The sequence below is a fragment of the Aneurinibacillus danicus genome, assembly GCF_007991215.1.
GTDB classification, from domain to species: Bacteria; Bacillota; Bacilli; order Aneurinibacillales; family Aneurinibacillaceae; genus Aneurinibacillus; species Aneurinibacillus danicus.
On the sequence record NZ_BJXX01000063.1, the window covers coordinates 13,256 to 34,164 of the forward strand.

Below are 20,909 nucleotides of genomic sequence, written 5' to 3' on the forward strand. Positions count from 1 at the left end.
TGTTTTTTACTGGCGGTTTATTTCCGTAAGCTCCGGGTAGCCGGATACTTGATACGATTTCACTTCGGGCATATACTGCAGCGGCAGACGAACGGCAAATTGCTTCTGTGCACCGGCAATGGCGACCCACGCATTCAACGTAATCATTCCCTTATACTGACCCTCAGGCGCAATATCTTTAATCGTGATTTGCTTCACCCGCTCCCCGTGAGGCCAGAGTATTTTCTCCACCGAGAGATCAGGCCCCAAATATTTACGAATTTCAGGGTTGATCCCTTTCGCTGTCAACCACTTGGTGCTAAACTCTACAGCAAACGCTTTGGCTTCAGGCGTAGCCACTGCGCTGAGTTTCTGTGACGGAATTAACGTATTTTCCAGATAAGAAGTGTTCAATCGAACCAAGCTTAACGCCCCGTTATAAAGAAGAACGAGCGCCGCAATAACACCGATGACCTGAATGGCGCGCAGCCACAAACGGTTCTGTTTTCGCTTTCGCCATCCTTTCAACGTGCTTATTTTCCGCTTGTCCCCCATACGTCATCCACTCCCGGTTGAACGCTTTTGCGCCCTATCTTTTATTTTCTACAATTCACATCTTGGCAATATGTATATTCTATCATGAACATAAAAGCAAAACACCCTTTTCCACTGAACGCTATCCCCGGTATACGGCGGATTCAGGGGATTTCTGCGGCTTAGTGTTCGGTGCAAAATTTACATTTTGCCTTTTGCCAGGGTGAAAGAATAAGCAGCCGCTTTTTGCCGTACAATACGTTTCGTAATGCAGTTGCATTCACCAATCCATCCAAGGAGGAATCATCGTATGGCAAAACCGGATAACCGCAAAGATAATGTGAAAAAGCTGAAAGAAATGGTACAAAACACCATCGGAAACATCGAAGCGGCGGAAGAGACGATGAGCAACACGCATATCACGCAAGAGCAGCGCCAGCAAATTGAGACGAAAAACGAGCGCCGCAGAGCAAGCATCGAATCAATGCGCAACGAAATCAAAGACGAGGCGCAAGCTCAGGAAAACCGTTTCGAGTAGGCAAAGCGCTTACAATAAGAAAGCCGGGATCATCCGGCTTTCTCTGCCATATAATCATCATAAAAAACGCGAAATCTGCCTTTACATTCTCTTTCGGTTCGCATATTATATAAATCGTGTGTTCGAGATAAAAACAAGTGGAGAAAAGAAAAACAGGAAGTGAATAGAATGAGAAAAATTCAAGAAGTCCTGTCAGCAGGCGAAGCAATTGAATTAACGGAGCTATTCGATGACCGTCTCCAGTGGGATGATTCATTCAATTTGATGGAGTTATTGAACAGCGGACTCGTTAAATACAACGGCGTGGCATTAACTCGTGAGGAGAGCCTTGAAATCATCGCAGCTTTGAAAGCCCTCGCCGCCTAGCATACACAACCGCCCCGGTTTCACTCTAATCCGGGGCGGTTGTTTTGTTATCAGTCTTCAAAAATTCCGTATACGATCCATTGGACAATCGCCAGCACAATCGAGGCGAAAAACGCGGCAAAGAAACCTTCCACATGAAAGCCCGGTACGATATTGCCGGTTAACATCAACAGCAGCGCATTAATAACAAGGGCAAACAATCCCAGCGTCAAAATTGTAATCGGAAGGGCCAAAAGCTGAAGAATCGGGCGGATAATCATGTTGATAAACCCGAGAACCAGCGCTGCGATAAAGGCCGCAGCCACGCTGTCAAACCAGATGGCATCAAACAGCCATGCGACAATAAGAAGCGAAACGGCCGACAATACCCAATGCCAGAGCCACCGCATGTAAACTTCCCCTTTCTTTTTCGTTCTCTTCTATATTTATAGTATACACTCCATTAGCCTTCGGTTTCGTCTTTTCTTCCGCGGCTTGTCCCTTCTTTCTCCTCTTTCTCTTCCCTTTCGGCCCGCATCCTCTCGGCCGGAATCTCTTCTGCGGAAATCATCTGAGCTTCCAACGGCCGATTATATACGCTAATCGGCTCTTCATTCACATCCGGTCGGACCGTCTCGTCCTGTGCGACGCCGCGCATAATCTCTACACTAAGCGGCAGGTATTTGAACATATGCCGAATCACCGTCTTTTTCGCCATCTCTTCATAGTCGGTCACCCACGGACCGCTATTGTACGAACGGGAGCGCATGCGCCGTCTGTCGATTTCTTCTTTTGACATGAATTCGAACTGATATCCCCCATCCATGAAATGTGCTACCGCATAAACGCCGATAAATTCGCCGCGCTCGCTCATCGCCGGCTTGTGGGTAAGCGACGGATGCAGTCCGTATTCGTATTCAAATTCGTCGTTGGAATACACTTCATGTGCGTATATGCTTTTAATGTTGCCGGAGCGGCGCGCCAGGTCAATCATGCCTTTATACCCGATGATGAATGTCGCTTCCCGTCCATACGGAATGATGTAGCACTGACCGAGCAGGCCGGGTTCAAGGCCAAGCTGCGCCGCCTGCATTACCGCTCCAAGAAGAGACGGCACCGTGCACTCCAAAAGCAGCGGATTGGTGCGGATGGTCGTTAAGGCAATACGCAGCAGTCTGTCCACATCCATATGTTTCGGCAATACGCGTGCGATTTCCGGTTCCATTTTCTTCAAATATGCACCAATGGTTTGCGCGGGCGTGGGCGGACTGGCTCCGGTTTCTTTTGCTTTTGCTTCCAGTTTCTTTTTTAAATCATCTGCCATCGTATCTCCTCCTGCTTCGTCTATGTGATCAAAAAACGCCGCATTGTCGTCGGTCGGATAAATTCTTCATAAATCTCAGGGCGCTTCTCTTTTAACGCCTTCACGTCCACGGTCCGGCGTGAAATGTTTTTCCAACTGACACGGTGTTCACCGGTAATGCCGATCTCATGGCGACCGATGAGCGCTTTCAGCCGGTTCTCCGCTTCCCTCTTACGCTCCTCCGCTTCCTCGATGTCCCGGCTCGCCTGTTCCCATCGGGTAATAAGCTCCTCCGCCTCGTCCGGCAGCACCGTTACACTGTCTGCTTCGCCTTCAGGATACATGCTGGCAAGAAGGTCTGCAGCGGCTTCGCTTCCGTCCGGCAGCGGAGGAATGCCGGTGAGCACGTGGTTATGCCAGAAGTGTTCACAGATTTGAACGCTCAGCGCAATCAACTCGTCATCGCGCTTCACGATCTGATAGTGGAATGTGTTGCCGCCGATGAGGACAGCGAACGCCCCCCAGGTAAGCCCTGTAATATACAGATACCATTGGAGCTGCAGCCGGTAGGCTTCAGGAATACCGTTTTCTTCCCATTCTTTGCGCATATATTCCGAAGCAGTCTTAATCTCAAGAATACCGTTGCCGCGCTCCGGCTCGAGAATTAGCCGGTCAATGTTGCCCATTACCCACTCTTTTTCAGGATGCTGCAGGATGGCATTGCACCGCTGCAGCTTGTATCCGGTCCGGCGGGTAAATTCTTCAGCCACGACCTCTTCAAGAAGCCGTCCGAAGTGCATGGCTTCCGTGTCTTCCCGCTCGACATCCTGTCCAATCTTTTCAAGATATACCGCAATTGCGCTCTTATGCTTATCCACTCCACAAATAGCCCCTACGTCACTGCCGGAAATCCCCTGCCGACGCCAGGCAAGCCATTCGTCCCGCGGCAGGTCGGTCGTGTTTACAAGTCGTATCGCCTGCATGGTTCCTCCTTTGCATCGTTCTAACGTGCCAACCGGCTTTCTCAATCTTACCTTCCCCTCTTTTCCATAGAAAAAAACATCCCCCTTTTTTTGCACGCTGCAATCTATGCACATGACCGGGAAAAGGAAAAGAGAAATTGGCGCTTAAAATCGCCTGTACGAGCAAAACACGGAGCAAAATCTCGCTCCGTGTTTATTTTTTTCGACGTGACTGGTGCCCGATATAGCGTTCAATGGTTATAATGAGGAAAAGTCTCTTTAAGTATACCTGAAAGAATTGTCATGATAAGAATTGTTGCAATATATGATATAGAAAAAGAGGAGGAACAATCGTATGGAACCGATCCCTGTGATAATTTTGAGCGGCTTTTTGGGCAGCGGCAAAACGACACTGCTGCTGCGCCTGCTGCAGGAAGCAACCCGGCGCGGACTTCAGCCTGCCGTTCTCATGAACGAACTCGGCACAATTGATGTGGATGGCCGCCTGGTCAACGCTACTCTGCAGGAAAATCAGGTGATGGAGAAACTGCTCGACGGCTGCATTTGCTGCAGCAAAAAAAGCGAGGTCGTAGAAAGCATAGAGAAACTGCTGTGCAAGCAGCCGGATGTCATTTTGGTAGAGCTGACCGGGGTGGCGAATCCGGAAGAGGTCGTCGATATGCTGACTGAGCCACAAGTAAAGGAGAAGGTCCGCTTCCATAAAATTTTAACGACGCTCGATTCGTATTATTATCTGGAATACACCAGCATTTTTGAAGTGGACAGGCAACTGGTCCGCACAGTCAAGCGCCAGGTAGAAGTGGCTGACATCATCATCGTTAATAAAACAGAGGACATGAAAGAAAGCCACAAAACGAAACTGCTGAAAACACTGCATAAGCAAAACGATCGCTCACCGATTCTATTTACGACATACAGCGACATTGATCTAGCACCGGTATTCGAGACGATAAGCAAACGTGAGAAAACGGAAGCTGCGAAAAAGTCTCCGTTCTCCATCGTCAAACCTGCACACAAGCACACTCATGCAAATGCGAATATGAACGAAGGATCATACTCCCGTGTTCAGACATATACCTTGCCCGTTAATGTACCTGTGCAGCCAAAGAAAGTAGAAAAGCTGCTAAAAAGCTATCACCCGCAGCTGCTGCGTGCCAAAGGCTACCTGAAAACAGCAGACAAATCCGGCATGCAGCTGATGCAGTATGCGGCCAAGCGAACGGAATGGGAACCGGTGGAAGATGCGGAGGAATGCTATTTGGTGCTTATCGGCATCGATCTTCCAGTAGATGAAATCCGTTATAAATGGAACGAATTATCTCTTAAGGCAACGTCCCGCTGATTTTAGCAGGACAAGCGTGAACAGAACAGGAGTTTTGCTGATGAAAGCTGTACTGATTTTCTTCATCCGCCTATACCAGCGGCTCATATCGCCGCTTCTCCCCCCATCCTGCCGGTTTTACCCGACCTGCTCGCACTATGGACTTGAGGCGATTCAGCGCTTCGGGGCGCTCAAAGGCGGCTGGCTGACCGTCAAACGAATCGCCAAATGCCATCCATTCCATCCGGGCGGCATCGATCCGGTACCCGAGAAGCGGAAACCAAACTGAAAGGAACGGAGCTCAAGAATGGAAGCGTTTGAGAGAGAGAAATTGGAGAGAAAGCTTACAATCTACGAATTTATTTTGAATCAAATTAATGAAGGCATTCACGCTATCGATGAAGACGGCATTTCGATTATCTACAATGAGAAAATGTCCGAGATTGAAGCGATGAAAAAAGAAACCGTGCTCGGCAAGCGCCTGCTTGACGTGTTTACCTTTACAAAAGAACAGGAAAGCACCCTGCTGCAGGCGCTGCATCAGGGTGAGATGACGAAAAACGTTAAACAAACGTATTTCAATGCCAAAGGCAAACAAATTACGACCATTAACAATACATTTCCGATTGTCAAGAACGGACGGACCATTGCTGCCTTTGAACTTGCCAACGATATTACCCGGATGGAGCACATGCTGCGCGAGAACTTTATGAAAGATAAAGACACACGCTACGTGTTCGAGAGCATCATCGGGGAAAGCGACGCCATTCGTGAGGTGATTGAGGCAGCACGGCGCGCGGCACGCACTTCTTCGTCCGTGCTTATCGTGGGTGAGACCGGCACGGGCAAGGAGTTATTCGCCCAGAGCCTTCACAATGACAGCGCCCGCTCGTCCGGCCCGTTTATCTCACAGAACTGCGCAGCCCTGCCCGAGCATCTGATTGAAGGACTGTTGTTCGGTACACGACGCGGCGCATTCACAGGCGCCGTCGAACGTCCCGGTCTGTTCGAACAGGCGCGCGGCGGCACGCTGCTGCTCGACGAAATTAACTCGATGAGTCCCCCTCTGCAGGCCAAGCTGCTGCGAGCTCTGCAGGAGAAGAAAATTCGCCGGATCGGGGATACCAAGGATATGGAGATCGACGTGCGCATTATCGCCACAATGAATGAGGATCCAATTGACGCTATCGCGGGAAACCGTCTACGCAAAGACTTATACTATCGACTTGGAGTCGTTACCCTCTTCATTCCGCCGCTGAGAGAGCGCAGAGAGGACATCGAACTGCTGGCCTACCATTTCATCCGGAAATATAATCGGCTGTTCGATATGAACATCGAGCGCATACAGCCCGAGGTGCTGCATTCGTTCCTTGAATATAGCTGGCCCGGCAACATACGGGAGCTTGAGCATGCGATTGAAGGAACGATGAACTTTATCACCGATGAAACCGAAATCGGCATGCAGCATCTGCCGCACCATATCCGCCGCAAGCTGCTGCATCTGTCCCGGGACGAAGCGACGGCCGCGCATGCGAATACGGAAGAGATGTCTTCTCTACTGAGTGCGGCACTACAGACGAGCGCATCGCAGGACAACTTTACTCATGTACCACAGGACTTAAAAAGCCAGCTGGCCGCATTCGAAAAAAAGTACATTCGCCATGTTATCGCAAAGAACGGCAACAATGTATCCCGCGCGGCCCGCGAGCTTGGCATCAGCCGACAGAGCCTACAGTATCGGCTGCGGAAATACGGCATGAGATTTACGCTTAGCGATTAACATCTACAGCATTTGCGTAGGAAAGCAACGCCGACGCTTCACGGTTTCGTTTTCTTTTTGTTGGAAGGCCCATGACGACGGCGATGAGCCTGCCAAACCGTGGATGTGGCTTAGTCGCGCACAGGCAGTACTTTGCCTGCGGCGTATAGCCGGTCTTCAGTCCGTCCACTCCCGCATGGATGCCCAGCAGCGAATTTGTATTACGAAGCAGGACGACAGGTTTGCCGTGTCGTTTTATGCTTGCGCGTCTGCGGGATGTGATGCGCAGAATATGTTGATATCGCGTAAGCTCCCTTCCGATCACGCACATGTCGTATGCGCTTGCGTAATGTCCCGGCACGGAAAGTCCATGCGGGTTTCGAAACCGCGTGTTCGCAAGCGCTAAGCGGGCAGCCCGCTCGTTCATCTCGTTCACAAAGGCGGGCACACTCCCGGATGCGTATTCGGCAAGTGCTATAGCCGCATCGTTGCCCGAGGCGATCAAAAGACCGGTCAAAAGCGCCTGTACGGTAACCATCCCGCCAGCCCGAAGCTGCATATTCGATCCGCGTACGGCTGCAGCCCGGCGACTGATCCGGACTCGCTCCGTCAGCGCTATCTCTCCACGCATGCTCTTCTCTATTATGAGGAGGGCCGTCATCATTTTGGTCATGCTGGCAGGGGCAAGCGCTTGTTCCGCATTTTTCTGCCATAGTACGCGTCCGTCCTCCGTTTCGATTAAGCAGGCCGCTTTCGCTGTAAGTACAGGCGGTGCTCCCGCTTTTGACGCGTTCATGATAACTGCTTCAGCCCTTTGCGCCGAGCCTGTTTTTTAACATAATCGACCGTCTTTTCCAGGCCGATTTTATGGGATGCTTTAATCAGAATGGTCGTATCGGATTCCAGACGCCGGAGAAGCGCGCGGCGTAAGCCCTGCTCGGTCTCAAATATTCGTACCCGCTTCGCCGGAAATCCGGCTCGAATTGCACTTGATGCGATAATCCGCCCCTTCTTGCCGTACGTATACAAATAATCAACTTTTGATTCAGCCACATACCGGCCGACTTCCGCGTGCGCCTTCGTCGAATACTTGCCCATCGCCAGCATGGTGCCAAGCACAGCTACTTTTGTCCCTTTCCCCACTTTTGTAAGTACCTCGAGGGCGGCACGTACCGCGTTTGGATTGGCGCTGCATGAATCGTCGATCAATGTAATGCCTCTCGCATAACGGAAAACGTTCAGACGGTGCGGCGTACGCTTGTAGAACGCAAGACCCGCTTTCATCTCCTGCGCGGTAAATCCGAGCGCATGCGCAATCGCAATCGCATTCAATGCGTTGTATACGTTATGGTCGCCGTAGATGGGAATGTAAAATGAGTGCGTTTCTTGGTCTAGCTTCACATCGAACTTCATGCCGTTCCGCTCGTAGCGAACATTCGACGCCCGGAAATCCGCTTCCTCTCTAACGCCGACCGTAACGATTGTGCCCTGGAAGTCTTCGGTTTCCAACAATTTCGAATTCGGATCGTCTGCGTTAAGCACCAAATAACCACTCTGCTTCATATACTTAATCAACTCGGATTTCGCCTGGGCGATCCCCTGTACATTCCCCCCCACATTTCCAATGTGGGCCGTTCCGACGTTTGTAATGACACCCATGTTTGGCTGAATAAACTGGCAGTGCTTTCTGATCTGACCGCGTGCTCCCATGCCGAACTCAAGCACCGCCGCCTGGTGGAACGGACGAATGCGCTTCGCATTGGCCGCTGAACATGTATGCTGGTTAAAGCTCCGGTACGAAGCGAAAATGCGCCATCTGCGCCGCAAAATCGACGCAATCATCTCTTTGGTTGTTGTTTTTCCCGCACTTCCGGTGACGGCAATCACCGGTTTGCTTAACATTACGGTTTTAGGCAATGAAACCCCTCCTCTTCTCCCTGCTGCGTGATCCGTTCAAGACAATGTATGCAGCAAAAGGAGAAAAGGAAAGCCTCTCTTGGACCGCTTTTTCTTTTCGCTTTTTGCAAAAACGGAAAAGAATACGAAGGAAACCATCGCATATTTGCAACAGTTTCGGTTTCCTTGCTTGCTTTTATTTAATGACGGTTGCAACCCGCCAGCCTATTCCTTTGAGGTAGAGAAGTTTAACGCGTACAGTCGCAAACGAAGGATTGGTTTTATCACCCATCGGAATTTTCAACTCGTATTCTTTGTTCCACTTTGCTCCTTTAACAAACGTCGCTTGCGCATTTCCCCACTGGCGCATGTCACCGCCGTCCGCATTCACCTGGGCAAGCCGTCCTTTATACACAATAAGACCGGCCTGTTTATACAGCGCTTCGCTTACAGAAGGAGTAAACGTTTTTTGCAGATAAGCGAGATATTCCTTCTTCGTATCAATGTCTTTGCCGAGATAGCGGTACTCCTTACCTTTATACATAAAGGTGCTAATCTTACCCTGCAGCGCTCCGCCCTGCTGTACATGCCGCAGACGCTGCACCGCTTCCGTCACAAGCCGTACCGCCGTCTTTTCATTCATTGTGGTCGATTTCCAGGTTGAAGACGAAGCAGGTACAGGGCTTGCAGCGACGGATGCGGCAGGAGCAAGTGGAGCCAGCAGCGAAGCGATACCGATTGCGCCTCCGAGCAACATGGATACATAGCGTTTCTTGTCTGTCTGTTTCATATGTTTTTTTCCCCCTATTTCGTTTTTTGATTTTTCCTTCCCTCTTTATGACGATAACAGAGTCCGGTTAGGTTGCAGTTTTTTGTCTTTCTAAACATCTTTATAATTTTATAAAATAAGGTTACGTTATTAGCTAATACTCCTACAATTTTCGGATCAAACAATATGAAAAATAAATAAAATGAAGGAGGGACGGCGCTTCCTCCCACGTCTGAAGGCGATGGGTTTATGCGCCACGTTTTATATGATTATTTTAAAGACAGCACGGGAGATTTCCCTAATGAAAGAGGCCGGAGAAATTCTGGCCGCCTGCCACCGCGAAATCGCAAAAATGATTGAACCAGGCATCACTACCCTGGAAATCGACAGCTTTACGGAAAAATTCCTTAAAAAACATAATGCGACACCGGAGCAAAAAGGGTACAACGGCTTTCCCTATGCGACCTGCGCTTCCGTCAACGATGTCATCGCCCACGGATTCCCAAGCAAAAAGCCGCTGAAAAACGGAGATATCGTTACCATTGACATGGTCGTGAATCTGAACGGCTGGCTGGCCGATTCGGCCTGGACGTATCCGGTCGGCACCATTTCCGAAGAAGCGCAACGTTTACTGACCGTGACAAAGGAATGCCTGGACTTAGGTATCGAGAAAGCACTGGAGGGCAATCGAATCGGCGATGTAACAAGCACCATCCAGACCCACGCCGAAAACGCCGGCTTCTCGGTCGTACGCGACCTGCTCGGACACGGTATCGGACAGTCCATGCATGAGGCTCCTTCCTTTGTCCATGTCGGAAAGCCCGGCAAAGGATTCCGTCTGAAGGAAGGTATGGTGTTTACGATTGAGCCGATGATCACTGCAGGCATGTACAACATGTACGTCGAAGACGACGGCTGGACGGCGCGCACGCTCGACGGCAGTCTGGCGGCTCAATACGAGCACACGATTGCCATTACCAAAGACGGTCCGCTGATTTTAACACAGCAGTAAGCCCTTGTGAAATACAAACGCCTCCCGGATAATTTCCGAGGAGGCGTTTGTATTCTCTATACTTTAGATCGATAAAAATAATGCTGTGCGGCAATCGTCTTTCCCAATTCCAAAATGCCGTACGAAAACTCGGGCTGGCGCCGCTTATCGGTCGGCGAGCCTGGATTAAACAGCAGAACGCCTTCATGCCAGCGCAAAAGAGGCGCATGTGAATGTCCGAAAATAACCGCATCCACCTTCTGACCGGCGAATGCGTCCCAGGCTCTGCGCTCCGTGGTTTTGCTCTTTCCGTCCCCGTGTATCAGACCAATGCGAAATCCGCCTAATTCCAACACTTTCTTGCGGCCAAACCGGGCCAGAATGTCTTCCCTGTCATTGTTGCCTGCCACGCCCTCCAGCGGCGCGATCGCTTCTAATTCTTTCACGACGTCCAATGAAGTAAAGTCACCGGCATGCAGGATCATATCCACTTCCTGCAACCCTTCCATAAGCGCAGGCGGCAGCCGCTTTGCCCGTGATGGTATATGGGTATCCGAAACGACTCCGATTCTCATCTTATCCTCTGTCTACAGCACAACATAAATAGTGCCGACGATCATAATAGCATCCAGCACAACGAATGCACCGATAATTACTTTTTTTGCAACAGAAGCTTTTTCTACTCTATCTTCCACTTTATTTTCCTCCTTATCTGCGCTCAAACCGATGAAACCTTTACCCTTATTTATAACATAACTCATATGCTAAACTAAGTAATTTTCTGTTACAAATTTTTAAATTCGTACCAAATATGAAGAAAATCCTTAAAGGGGGTGCAGGATATTCTCTGGCTTTCATCATTGCAACCTGCGGTGGATTCTTTCCGCTTCCATAAAACCTGATGTCGCCGCCCCCTGAAAACCGCCGCCCGGCTGTGTCCAGGCTCCGACAAGCGACAGGCAGGATATCGGCGTCCTGCTGGACGTTCGCTTTATGCCGGATTGAGCCACTGTTTGCGCAAAGCCATATACCGCCCCCTCAGGATTTTTTGTATACCGCATCATTGTACGGGGAGTTCCCAGCTCGGTTATCACTACTTTTTCTCTCAAACCCGGATAATAACCATCCAGCCGATCCAGGAAAATATCCGTTACTTCCTTCTTCTTCCACCGGTATGCTTCTTTCTCTTCCGGCCAGTTCCGGATATCATCGATTAACGTGGCAGTAATTACACCTCTTTCATACGCGTTCAAAGCGGCGTCCATTTTGCTGTAGTTGGTAAGCCCGAAATTGGCTTTGTCATACAATCCGTGCATACAATTCTCATAGTCTTTCGCATGATCCTGTTCTTCCAGAAAAAGCAGGTCCTCAGCGTCGATACCAAGCACTTCAGGATGGCAGGACAGGCCGATATACAGTTGAGTAAGAGAAGGACCGATTCGTTTCGTCAACAGCTTTTTCCGGTATCGCATGCCGCATTCGTGTTCCCTGATTAAATTTCCTAAAGTGTGTGCCGGGCTGGCGTTGGAGACGACCCACTTTCCTCTATATTCTGTTCCGTCCTTTATCCGGATGCCATACGCTTTTTTATTATCCAACAAAATCTCTGTTACTTCGCGGCGCAGCATCACTTTACCGCCGTGCTCTTCGATGACCGACACAAGGGCATCCGAGAAAGCCTGTGCCCCGCCTTTTATGTAATACGTTCCCTCAATGTGATAGCCAGTCCACGGAATGAAGAAATATAGCGAAGAGAGCCGGGAAGGCGGAAGCCCGTAATACCCCCATAGCGCGGTAAAAAAGTTAAAAAATGCATCCGACTTTACATACTGTCTTACCACCTGCTCTGTTGTCAGTCCGGACCACTTCATCAGCAGCCTGCAGCGAAGCGGAAAAAGTGCTCCTTTTTTCCAGCCCGGAACGTCCGGGTCTTGTAAAAAGCTCATCTCTTCGTGCAGCCGATAAATAGCGGCAAACAATGAATCAATGCCGCTTTTCTCATCAGGAAACATGCGGATAAGCAATTGTTTATATTCTGTGGCCTGCTTCGGAATATCAATTCTTTGCTGAAGAGTCTGGATGGAATAAGGATGTTCTTTAGGGAGAGGAATCATTCGGTCCGCCGCGCCGCAAGCGTCAAGAATCCTATGGAAACTCTGGCCCGCTCCCAATCCGCCTACACCATGCAACGCGACATCAAACGTATATTCTTTACGTTTAAAATTAGTCGCATATCCGCCGGCTGCATAATGATGGTCGAACACGGCAACTTTGTATCCCAGCCTGGACAGGCGGGCACCGCACGCAAGACCTCCTACGCCTGCCCCGATAACCAGTACATCATATAATTCCATTCTTCTTCCTCCATCCCTTTATTCACTTTCTTTAAGCTTCTGCAGCTCGTCTTCGACCGCTTGCAGGTGGCTTCGATAATGACTAATGCCAATACGGACGCATGCTTCCTGGGAAGGCGTCATATGTTCCTTCCAGCCTCTATAGTCTTCTTCCAGTCTGGCAAGGGAAGCGAGCGTCCTTGTCTTTTCCTGTTCCAACCATTCCGTAACCCGCTCTTTCCCGACATGTTCACCAAAGTATAGACGCATCAGAAAATCAGAGCGTACCACGTCCGGCTCGATCAGGCTCTGCAGGTAATCCCGGAACCGCTCCCGCCCTTTTTCAGTAATGGAGAAAAGGTTCTTATTGGGCTTTCCCTCCTGAATCACCGTTTCCTTTATGATGTACCCTTCCTTCTCTAGTTGGTTCAGTGTCGGATAAATTGTGCCGTAGCTGGCATCAAAGAAATAAGAAAATATCGATTCGAACGATTGCTTGATATCATATCCCGACATAGGACATTTCATTAATAGCCCTAGAATTACGTCTCTTCCTTTCATTTTTATACCTCACTTATTTATATTCATATTATTAATATATATATTATTTATAAAAACACAACCAAACGATCAAATTTTTTTGAATGAATAGCAAAAGAAGCACACAGTCCCTCTTATTCACGTGAGAAAAACTCGCGGACGTTGCCGGTCTTTTTCTCCCTTCGGGCCACATGCTCCACACGGAAAAAGCAAAGGTCGGCACACACCTCGCGAGTTTTTCCTGGTTTACAGATGGAGGGAAAGTATGTGTCGCTTTATAGTGATAAAGCAACACATACTTTCCTACACTAAGCAAAAAACCCGGCATATCCGGGTTCTTTGCTTTCTCTTTATGATTTTAAGGATGGCGCTGTATACGGGCGTATACCTTTTTTAATCTTCTGCTTGTACTTATCCAGCTGAAATTCGCTTTCACGCGCCGGCGGCCTCCTTTGGCCAAGCGTGCGGCCAATTCGGGAGAGCTTTTTACCCGCATAATGGCACGGGCAAATGCGGTCGGACTTTTGTAGTCACGAATCAGCAGCCCGCTTACCCCGTGCTCGACTACTTCCCGGATGCCGCCCCGATTGGACGCAATCACCGGGATTCCGGAGGCCATGGCTTCCGAATTAACGGTGGCAAACCCTTCCCGGAATTGCGTCGGACAGACGAACACATCCCCTAGGTGATACATGCGGTGAACACGCGCCGGCGGAATATAACCCGTGAAGCGAATAGGTACACGCAGTTTACGCGACAGCGAGCGCACCTGCTTCATATAACGAGTCTGCCGTTTGACACCGGGCCAGGAGGCGCCGACGACAATCAACCGAACACGCGGGTGTTTCTTCTTCACGCGGGCAACGGCCCGTATAAGCGTATGCAGTCCTTTTCCGTGAACAATCCGGCCTACGAACAGTACGTTGAATGTGCCGGACGCCTTCCACTGTTTCCGCAATACCTCTTTCTCACTTGAAGAAAAAGGGCGGAATTGAGATGTATCTACCCCAAGAATGCAGGTATGGAATTTGCGGGCATGAGCCGGATACCGTTTCTTCATTGTACGCGATACAAACGAAACGACGGACGTAACAGCGTTGACCTTGTGTAAAATCGCATTCGCCCTCTTCCGATCCAGCGCCGACATAAACGTTAGGGAATGCAGGGACAATACGATCGGCGTATGCGGAAACATCTTCCGGACATACGGCACAAACGCAGGACGGTTTTCAATCTGGATTATATCGAAGGAACGATGTCTGACCCGGCGGAGCGCGGCGCGGATATAATCCAGCCGCTTTCGCTTCGGAATGCGGATAATATGATAATTGCCGTTCACATATACGCTTTGGGCAGGCAGGTTGCGGTGGGCCCGACTGATTAGCGTCACTTGTTCCTTCTCGGCCATTCTGCGGAAAATGTTATGTGTGCAGGTCTCTACCGAACCGCCCAGAATGGGCGGAACCGGCAGTTGCTCCGGCAAAATAACAAGGATGCGCAAAAATCTTCCCCCTCTCTCGCTGCTATACTCCAATACATCGTATTCTTGTACAGAAGCAGAAAGTGAGTGAAAATGAGTTGGAATCTTTTATTCCATGCCTATTTTTTCCTTCACATACGTATCTGAAGGGGCGGCGGAGATGAACGGACTCATCTCACCGACGCAATAAATGTGCAGTTCATGCATCGCCCGGGTACAAGCGGTATAAAAAAGCTTGCGCTCGCCCTCCCTTCCATACTGTTCCTCTGAACCGTTATAAATGATAACCGCATCGAATTCGACACCTTTGGCCAAATAAGAAGGAATGACAAGCGTACCGGCCTCGAAAGAAGATGTCTCTTTTCCGATTAGACGAAGCGGTATATCATTATGCAGCGCTTCATACGCCTCCCTGCTTTCCCGAGCGGTTTTGCAGATGACCGCAATCGTCCGGTATCCGGCGGTCTGCAGTTCTCGGATGCGATCCGCAACCCTTGCGGCAAGTTCGTCTTCGTCAACAACCTGCGTTACAGTAGGTTTGTTTCCTTCCCGGTTAAACGGTTCAATCTCTTCTCCGCCTTCAATGAATCCGCGTGTGAATTCAACAATCGGACGCGTCGAACGATAGCTGCGCTTCAATACGTATGTCTCCGTCTGTTCGGCGTCATATAAGGAAGACATCGGCGCAAATCCGGTACCGGTCTCTGTGTGGGCATAAATCGCCTGGTTCAAGTCGCCGAGCACCGTCATTTTGCTGCGTGGAAAAAGCCGTTTAATAAAGGCGAACTGGAACGCCGAATAATCCTGCGCTTCATCGATAAATACATGACGGACCGATGTGTTCGTCTCAAACCCTTCAATCCGCTCTTTCAAATAAAGGTAAGGCGTTGCATCTTCGTATGCTAATTCCGATCGGTCGAGGCGCTCCACTGTCTGCGTGCAGATTGCCGCCCAGTGCTGCGGCAGCCCTCCATCAGCGGTGAAGGGAAGAATACGGGCTGAATCAGCAAATAACTGCCGATAGATGGCAGACATATCGATAAAGCGAAGACGTTTCACCCGTTTACGCAGCGGCTTGAAGTGTTTCTGTACGATTACGGAGGCAAGCAGCTTTTGTTCGCGTTCGAAATCATCGAACGTGTCCTCCGTGTATCTTTTTTTCCGCTGGAGTTTCTCATGAGTCCTTGCGTACGTTTCTTTGTCGAGCAACTGCATCTCGTCCTCTACCCACTGTTTGCTTCGTTCCAGGCGTGCCCGCTCCTTCAGCTCTGCAAGCAGCCAATCGACAAGCAGTTTCATACGATTCGGAATCGGCAGGGACGAATCATACCCATAAAATTCTTCCTTGATGCGTTCTCTCGAAACAAGCACTTCATCCCGGAATTTTATATCTTTGAAAATCAAGCCTTCGTGTCCGAGAAACTCGACATATCTCTCAATCACCTGCATGAAGTCGCCGGAAGCTTTATAGCGGATTCCCTCCATGCGTGCCGCATAATCGGGCTCATTCACAGCCGTAAGCGTATATTCCATTTGCGCAAATGGGTCTTCAAGCTGAAACATTCTGCCCAGTCTGAGCTCCAGATACTCCTGAAACGTCGTCTGCTGCATGTTTTTCTCTCCGAGTTCAGGTAGGACGGTGGAGACGTAGCTGTTGAACATAGGATTCGGAGAAAATAAGACAATATTCTCTGCCCGTAGCGTCTCACGGTACCGATACAGCAAATAGGCGACTCGTTGCAGAGCAGCCGAGGTTTTGCCGCTGCCCGCTGCGCCCTGTACGATGAGCAAACGGCTGCGTTCATTGCGGATAATTTGATTTTGTTCTTTCTGAATCGTAGCTACAATGCTTTTCATCTGCGAGTCTGCCTGCTTGCCGAGCACTTCCTGCAACAATTCATCGCCGATGGTTACGCCCGTGTCAAACAAGCTGCGGATGATGCCTTCACGAATCACGTACTGCCGCTTTAGTTCCATCTCCCCGGTAATCGTACCGCCAGGCGCTTCGTATTGCGCCGGTCCGGGAGGATAATCATAATACAGACTGGACACCGGCGCACGCCAATCGTAGATAAGAAAGTCTTCATTGTTTTCATCGAGAAGGGAAGCGATGCCGATGTAGATGCGTTCCGTTCCCGGCTCTCCGTCTTCTTTGAAGTCGATTCGCCCAAAATAAGGCGACCGTTTCAGGCGCGCCAGTGTCGTCAATTGGTTGTGGGCAAGCCGGTGGCTGCGCTCCCTCTCCGATAGCACTTCGGCCTGCTGTTTGATGCTCGCAGCAGTTTCCGCCGCCTCCACCGCATCTTCGAAATTGGCAGTCACATCATCCCAGAAGTTCTTACGGATATCTACAACGTCTGCTTTTATCTCGCCGACCTGCTGCTGAAGAACGACCATTCTTTCTCCGATGAAATCGATCACTCGGTCGACCCGCTGCTGCTCTTCCTGCCAATCCTGTTCCGCCTTACTCATGGGACCACTCCTATCTATAAAAATTTCTATGGTCAATAGGTTTGACATCAGTATTTTTTTATGATATTATAATATTGGGTGATATTTGTATAAAAATAATAAAAACTTATTGACCATTCCTCATTTTATCATGGGGTTATATGAAGTTCAATATGTGTATTGTATCCGAAGAACATACGCAAAACGGAGGCACGCATAGCGCCTCCGTTTTTTATTGTATTCCTCACTCCTTTCAAACATTCTCCCGCTCTTTTTCACGAATATTTTAAGCGGAAACACATAACTTCCTATTCTTATTGGAAAAATACTTCTGTTGATTCCAGTAAAAAGTTACATATCAGGGAGTTGAGTCTACTCATGAAACGCTTCAGCGTCCTTATCGCTTTTGTTTTGCTTGCCTCTTTGCTGCCGTTTTACTCCGCGGAGGGATATCGGGAAACTCCTTACCACTTCGGTTTCAAAAAGAGTAAAAACGGTCAACTGCCTTCCATCGATGAAGAAGGATTTAAAGACATCCTTGTAAAGCACGGGGCCATTTTTTTAGGAGATACGACAAAGAAAGAGCTTTATCTCACCTTTGACAACGGTTACGAGAACGGATATACGACTAAGATTTTAGATACGCTAAAAGAGAAAAAAGTACCCGCCACCTTTTTTGTCACCGGGCATTACGTCAACGATCAGCCTGAATTGTTGAAGCGAATGGTAAAGGAAGGACACATTATCGGAAATCATTCCTGGAGCCACCCGGATATGAGCCAGATTTCGGATAGCCGGATAAAAGAAGAACTGGAAAAAGTGACCGAGGCAGTAACACAGGTTACCGGGCAAAAAGAGGTTCTTTTTTTACGTCCCCCAAGAGGAATTTTCAGCGAACGGATGCTTGCGGTAAGCAAACAGCTTGGATATACAAATGTTTTTTGGTCCCTTGCTTATAAAGATTGGGACACCAGAGCTCAGCGGGGCTGGAAATACGCCTACGACAGTTTCATGTCCCAGCTTCACCCGGGTGCGATTATTTTGCTTCACTCTGTTTCTAAAGATAACGCGGAAGCCCTGGGAAAAATCATCGATGAAGTGCGAAAACAAGGGTATGAATTTAAAAGCCTGGAACAATTGAAGCCAAAAAGCCAGTAAGAAAAACTCGCGGGCGGTGCCGCTCGTCCTTTTTCCACACAGAAGACAAGCGGCCGCTTTGTGGCCCTTCGGTCGGACCGGCAAAACATCCGGGTACCTCGAAGAGGGAGACAATTGCCGGTCTTTCCCTCCCTTCAGGCCACACGCTCCACACGGAAAAAGCAACGGTCGGCACACGCCTCGCGTGTTTTTCCTTGCTTACGAATGGAGGGAAAATACATTTCACTTTATCGCTGTAAAGCGAAATATACTTTCCTATACATAGAAAAAGGACCGCAGTGATTGCGGTTCTTTTTCTATTCTCCCCAAACAAAAATCCAAAAAATTCCTACCAATGAAATGTGGGGAACTGTGTCCAAAACATTCATAAGATGATCATACTTTGTTAATAATTTCTTCTTATACTGTTAGAGGTGTCTTCTTTATGCACCTACATAACAATTAAAAGACTAGACATGCAATACATACACTCACGCATCAAAGAGATAACCAAGAAAATAGACAAAGGAAAGAGGCTATGAGAATCAAAAAAACAGGGATTAGACAGACAGTCATGGCAGGATTGCTTTCGGTATCTTTGGCAGGCGGGCTTACCCCGTTTCTTCCCCAAGCTGCGCAAGCAAGCGGTACGTTTACGGACCTTTCCAGCGTGCCCTGGGCAGCAGGAAGCATTAACAATCTGTATGAGAAAGAAATCATCAACGGCACCACCGCAAAGACCTTCTCACCAAACCAGAAGGTAACTCGCGCGGAATTCGCTACTATTCTATCAAGGGCAATGGATAGAGAACGGATCATTCCTACTTTTCCATTTACCGATGTAGCGGAAAACAAATGGTATTACGAAACAGTCAAAAAAGCATACCAAATGGGAATCGTTAAAGGTGTGTCGGACACCCGCTTCGATCCGGAACGCCCGGTTACGCGCGAAGAAGCGGCAGTTATTATCGCCCACACGTTTAATTATTCTCATTCTGACCAGAAGCTGCCGTATTCGGACGCATCCAAAGTGAGCGACTGGGCAGTGGATAGCGTAAAAGCGGTTACACAGAAGCAAGTTTTTTCGGGAGATGACGGCGTCTTCAACCCACAGAAAGAGCTGACCCGGGCCGAAGCGGCAGTCATTCTGCAGAAAGCGTTATTCGGCTCCGTACCAAAGCCGGAACCGACGCGCCAGGTAGCCTCCCGCACGGATTCCCGTCTCGATGAGCTATTAATGCGCAAAGTCGAGCCGCTGCTTGGCACGCCGTACCGTTGGGGAGGCACAACGACTAAAGGATTTGACTGCAGCGGTTTTACACAGTATATATACAGCTCCCTTGGGGTTGATCTGCCGCGCACCTCCAGCCAGCAGTTCGAAACAGGTACCGCCGTTTCCGTGAACTCGATGGAACCCGGTGATCTCGTATTCTTCGACACCGGCGGCGGCAAAATCTCGCATGTCGGCATTTATATGGGCAACGGGCGAATGGCGCATGCGGCCAGCGGCCAAGGCAAGGTTACGATCAACGATATCGACTGGTATTTGTCTCACTACCGCGTCGTCGGCGTGAAACGATATTTGTAGGTGTAGGATGCGAAGAACAAGCGCAGAAAGTTTTTAGACTTTCTGTGCTTTTATATTGCATCTTTACCATATAGAGTGCCATCCTGCCGCTGTTTTTAAGACACATTATAGATAAAGGGATAGCATTCATTGGCTTAGTGCAGATCATGAATGGCACGCTGAGCCTTATGCTCTTCCTCTTTCTTCACGTAAATATCGTATTGAGTATAATCATGCGAAGTTGAATAGCCTGAAGGAGAAGGGTAGCCTGAGTTCAATCTGATTTTTATGTCATATTTTATTCCGGCTGCTCTTAAGCGACTCGTTGCTTTAAAATAATCATTATTATTAAAAGCCGTATAGACCAGGCAACGGTATTCTCTTTCTTTTAATGAAGAAATGGCCGGTAGTACGATGATAACCCCAAGCACTACAATTGTTAGAACAAGAGGGAAATCCCAATCCATATTTATCCTCCCCTTTGTCTTTAACAAAATTTTCTCCTATATTTCTTTCCTTCTAGATTATCCTCCGAAAAAGAAGTCAAGGACATTCATAGCACCGGAACTTCTCATGTTGTAAAACTCGGAATAACCGCAGTTGGCACAGGAAACGACTTTAAACTGATTATGCTGAATGTCAAATAGCTTAGATAATCCTGTTCCCGTTGTAGCAATTTCACTTTGGTTTACTTTCTCACACCCGCATTTCGGGCAGCCTTTTTTCTTTTTGTTCTCTTCCATATAACTCACTCTCCTTCTGTATCCTTGCTTTTATATACGGATTATATTTCCTGAAGTTGCAATATCAGTATTTTCTTAGCCTTTTACATTCTTCATGACTACCTCCACAGAAAACCACCATGGCGTTTCAGCCACAACCCCGGCATGAAAATTGAAGGAAGGGCTACTGACTTTTGTGGTACGAAGGAAAAGAGAGAAGAGAACAAGACAATGACTTCAATGTGGAAAAAGGCGAACGCC

At 48.9% G+C, this 20,909-nt stretch carries 22 protein-coding genes; 8 read left to right on the forward strand and 14 right to left on the reverse strand.

What is annotated here, in order from left to right:
* Nucleotides 1-6: 6 nt before the first annotated feature.
* Nucleotides 7-534, reverse strand: coding sequence for a hypothetical protein (locus ADA01nite_RS07655; protein ID WP_146809356.1), 528 nt, complete (start codon nucleotides 532-534; stop codon nucleotides 7-9).
* A gap of 289 nt (nucleotides 535-823) precedes the next feature.
* Here ADA01nite_RS07655 and tlp point away from each other — a divergent pair, with 289 nt between their 5' ends.
* Both tlp and ADA01nite_RS07665 read left to right on the forward strand, forming a co-directional pair.
* Complete coding sequence (gene tlp / locus ADA01nite_RS07660) at nucleotides 824-1,051, forward strand: small acid-soluble spore protein Tlp (protein ID WP_146809357.1); 228 nt, start codon at nucleotides 824-826, stop codon at nucleotides 1,049-1,051.
* A 168-nt stretch (nucleotides 1,052-1,219) separates the two neighbouring features.
* Nucleotides 1,220-1,417 carry a hypothetical protein gene (locus tag ADA01nite_RS07665; RefSeq protein ID WP_146809358.1) on the forward strand — a complete coding sequence of 66 codons (198 nt, stop codon included), beginning with the start codon at nucleotides 1,220-1,222 and terminating at the stop codon, nucleotides 1,415-1,417.
* Nucleotides 1,418-1,467: 50 nt separating this feature from the next.
* On the opposite strand, the gene ADA01nite_RS07670 is transcribed toward ADA01nite_RS07665, so the two are convergent.
* Genes ADA01nite_RS07670 through ADA01nite_RS07680 form a run of 3 tightly spaced genes read right to left on the reverse strand, consistent with a single transcriptional unit; the run spans nucleotide 1,468 to nucleotide 3,727 of the window.
* Nucleotides 1,468-1,806 (reverse strand): phage holin family protein, encoded by a 339-nt coding sequence (locus tag ADA01nite_RS07670; RefSeq protein ID WP_146809359.1) that lies wholly within the window; start codon nucleotides 1,804-1,806, stop codon nucleotides 1,468-1,470.
* A 53-nt stretch (nucleotides 1,807-1,859) separates the two neighbouring features.
* Nucleotides 1,860-2,720: a recombination protein RecT gene (gene recT / locus ADA01nite_RS07675; RefSeq protein ID WP_146809360.1), complete on the reverse strand. Its 861-nt coding sequence runs from the start codon at nucleotides 2,718-2,720 to the stop codon at nucleotides 1,860-1,862.
* A gap of 20 nt (nucleotides 2,721-2,740) precedes the next feature.
* On the reverse strand, nucleotides 2,741-3,727 hold the full coding sequence (locus tag ADA01nite_RS07680) for a YqaJ viral recombinase family nuclease (protein ID WP_170230195.1): 987 nt from the start codon (nucleotides 3,725-3,727) through the stop codon (nucleotides 2,741-2,743).
* Nucleotides 3,728-4,016: 289 nt separating this feature from the next.
* Between ADA01nite_RS07680 and ADA01nite_RS07685 the strand changes: the two genes are divergently transcribed.
* From ADA01nite_RS07685 to ADA01nite_RS07695, 3 genes are read left to right on the forward strand one after another with little or no spacing between them, the layout of a single operon-like run.
* A complete protein-coding gene (locus ADA01nite_RS07685; protein ID WP_146809362.1) occupies nucleotides 4,017-5,024 on the forward strand; it encodes a CobW family GTP-binding protein in 1,008 nt (335 codons plus the stop codon).
* 40 nt (nucleotides 5,025-5,064) lie between these two features.
* A complete protein-coding gene (yidD, locus tag ADA01nite_RS07690; RefSeq protein WP_218029541.1) occupies nucleotides 5,065-5,292 on the forward strand; it encodes a membrane protein insertion efficiency factor YidD in 228 nt (75 codons plus the stop codon).
* Between the two features lie 18 nt (nucleotides 5,293-5,310).
* Entirely contained in the window at nucleotides 5,311-6,783 is a 1,473-nt protein-coding gene (locus ADA01nite_RS07695) for a sigma-54 interaction domain-containing protein (RefSeq protein WP_146809364.1), read from the forward strand.
* Here ADA01nite_RS07695 and ADA01nite_RS07700 read toward each other — a convergent pair.
* The 3 genes from ADA01nite_RS07700 to ADA01nite_RS07710 all read right to left on the reverse strand — a co-directional run bounded on the left by ADA01nite_RS07700 (nucleotide 6,773) and on the right by ADA01nite_RS07710 (nucleotide 9,448).
* Nucleotides 6,773-7,558 (reverse strand): D-alanyl-D-alanine carboxypeptidase family protein, encoded by a 786-nt coding sequence (locus ADA01nite_RS07700; RefSeq protein WP_146809365.1) that lies wholly within the window; start codon nucleotides 7,556-7,558, stop codon nucleotides 6,773-6,775. The two genes, ADA01nite_RS07695 and ADA01nite_RS07700, sit on opposite strands and share 11 nt — an antisense overlap.
* Nucleotides 7,555-8,679: a UDP-N-acetylmuramoyl-tripeptide--D-alanyl-D-alanine ligase gene (locus ADA01nite_RS07705; RefSeq protein WP_246147260.1), complete on the reverse strand. Its 1,125-nt coding sequence runs from the start codon at nucleotides 8,677-8,679 to the stop codon at nucleotides 7,555-7,557. Before ADA01nite_RS07705 ends, ADA01nite_RS07700 begins: the two co-directional genes overlap by 4 nt.
* Nucleotides 8,680-8,854: 175 nt before the next feature.
* Complete coding sequence (locus ADA01nite_RS07710; protein WP_146809366.1) at nucleotides 8,855-9,448, reverse strand: DL-endopeptidase inhibitor IseA family protein; 594 nt, start codon at nucleotides 9,446-9,448, stop codon at nucleotides 8,855-8,857.
* A 244-nt stretch (nucleotides 9,449-9,692) separates the two neighbouring features.
* Between ADA01nite_RS07710 and map the strand changes: the two genes are divergently transcribed.
* Nucleotides 9,693-10,439 carry a type I methionyl aminopeptidase gene (gene map / locus ADA01nite_RS07715; RefSeq protein WP_146809379.1) on the forward strand — a complete coding sequence of 249 codons (747 nt, stop codon included), beginning with the start codon at nucleotides 9,693-9,695 and terminating at the stop codon, nucleotides 10,437-10,439.
* Nucleotides 10,440-10,495: 56 nt separating this feature from the next.
* On the opposite strand, the gene ADA01nite_RS07720 is transcribed toward map, so the two are convergent.
* From ADA01nite_RS07720 to helD, 5 genes are all read right to left on the reverse strand, one after another.
* On the reverse strand, nucleotides 10,496-10,993 hold the full coding sequence (locus ADA01nite_RS07720) for a metallophosphoesterase family protein (protein ID WP_146809367.1): 498 nt from the start codon (nucleotides 10,991-10,993) through the stop codon (nucleotides 10,496-10,498).
* Between the two features lie 282 nt (nucleotides 10,994-11,275).
* A complete protein-coding gene (locus ADA01nite_RS07725; RefSeq protein ID WP_146809368.1) occupies nucleotides 11,276-12,772 on the reverse strand; it encodes a phytoene desaturase family protein in 1,497 nt (498 codons plus the stop codon).
* Nucleotides 12,773-12,790: 18 nt separating this feature from the next.
* Nucleotides 12,791-13,312, reverse strand: a complete 522-nt coding sequence (locus tag ADA01nite_RS07730) for a helix-turn-helix transcriptional regulator (protein WP_146809369.1) — start codon at nucleotides 13,310-13,312, stop codon at nucleotides 12,791-12,793.
* 337 nt (nucleotides 13,313-13,649) lie between these two features.
* Nucleotides 13,650-14,792, reverse strand: coding sequence for a glycosyltransferase family 4 protein (locus ADA01nite_RS07735; protein ID WP_146809370.1), 1,143 nt, complete (start codon nucleotides 14,790-14,792; stop codon nucleotides 13,650-13,652).
* An 87-nt stretch (nucleotides 14,793-14,879) separates the two neighbouring features.
* Nucleotides 14,880-17,243, reverse strand: a complete 2,364-nt coding sequence (helD, locus tag ADA01nite_RS07740) for an RNA polymerase recycling motor HelD (protein WP_146809371.1) — start codon at nucleotides 17,241-17,243, stop codon at nucleotides 14,880-14,882.
* Nucleotides 17,244-17,600: 357 nt separating this feature from the next.
* On the opposite strand from helD, the gene pdaA reads away from it, so the two are divergent.
* The gene (gene pdaA / locus ADA01nite_RS07745) at nucleotides 17,601-18,380 is read left to right on the forward strand and encodes a delta-lactam-biosynthetic de-N-acetylase (protein ID WP_146809372.1); all 780 of its coding nucleotides are present in this window, start codon (nucleotides 17,601-17,603) and stop codon (nucleotides 18,378-18,380) included.
* A gap of 517 nt (nucleotides 18,381-18,897) precedes the next feature.
* Nucleotides 18,898-19,947, forward strand: a complete 1,050-nt coding sequence (locus ADA01nite_RS07750) for an S-layer homology domain-containing protein (RefSeq protein ID WP_146809373.1) — start codon at nucleotides 18,898-18,900, stop codon at nucleotides 19,945-19,947.
* A 134-nt stretch (nucleotides 19,948-20,081) separates the two neighbouring features.
* Here the strand turns inward: ADA01nite_RS07750 and ADA01nite_RS07755 are convergent, their stop codons facing one another.
* Both ADA01nite_RS07755 and ADA01nite_RS07760 read right to left on the reverse strand, forming a co-directional pair.
* A complete protein-coding gene (locus ADA01nite_RS07755; protein WP_146809374.1) occupies nucleotides 20,082-20,393 on the reverse strand; it encodes a hypothetical protein in 312 nt (103 codons plus the stop codon).
* A 57-nt stretch (nucleotides 20,394-20,450) separates the two neighbouring features.
* The gene (locus ADA01nite_RS07760) at nucleotides 20,451-20,669 is read right to left on the reverse strand and encodes a zinc ribbon domain-containing protein (protein WP_146809375.1); all 219 of its coding nucleotides are present in this window, start codon (nucleotides 20,667-20,669) and stop codon (nucleotides 20,451-20,453) included.
* Between the last annotated feature and the right edge of the window lie 240 nt (nucleotides 20,670-20,909).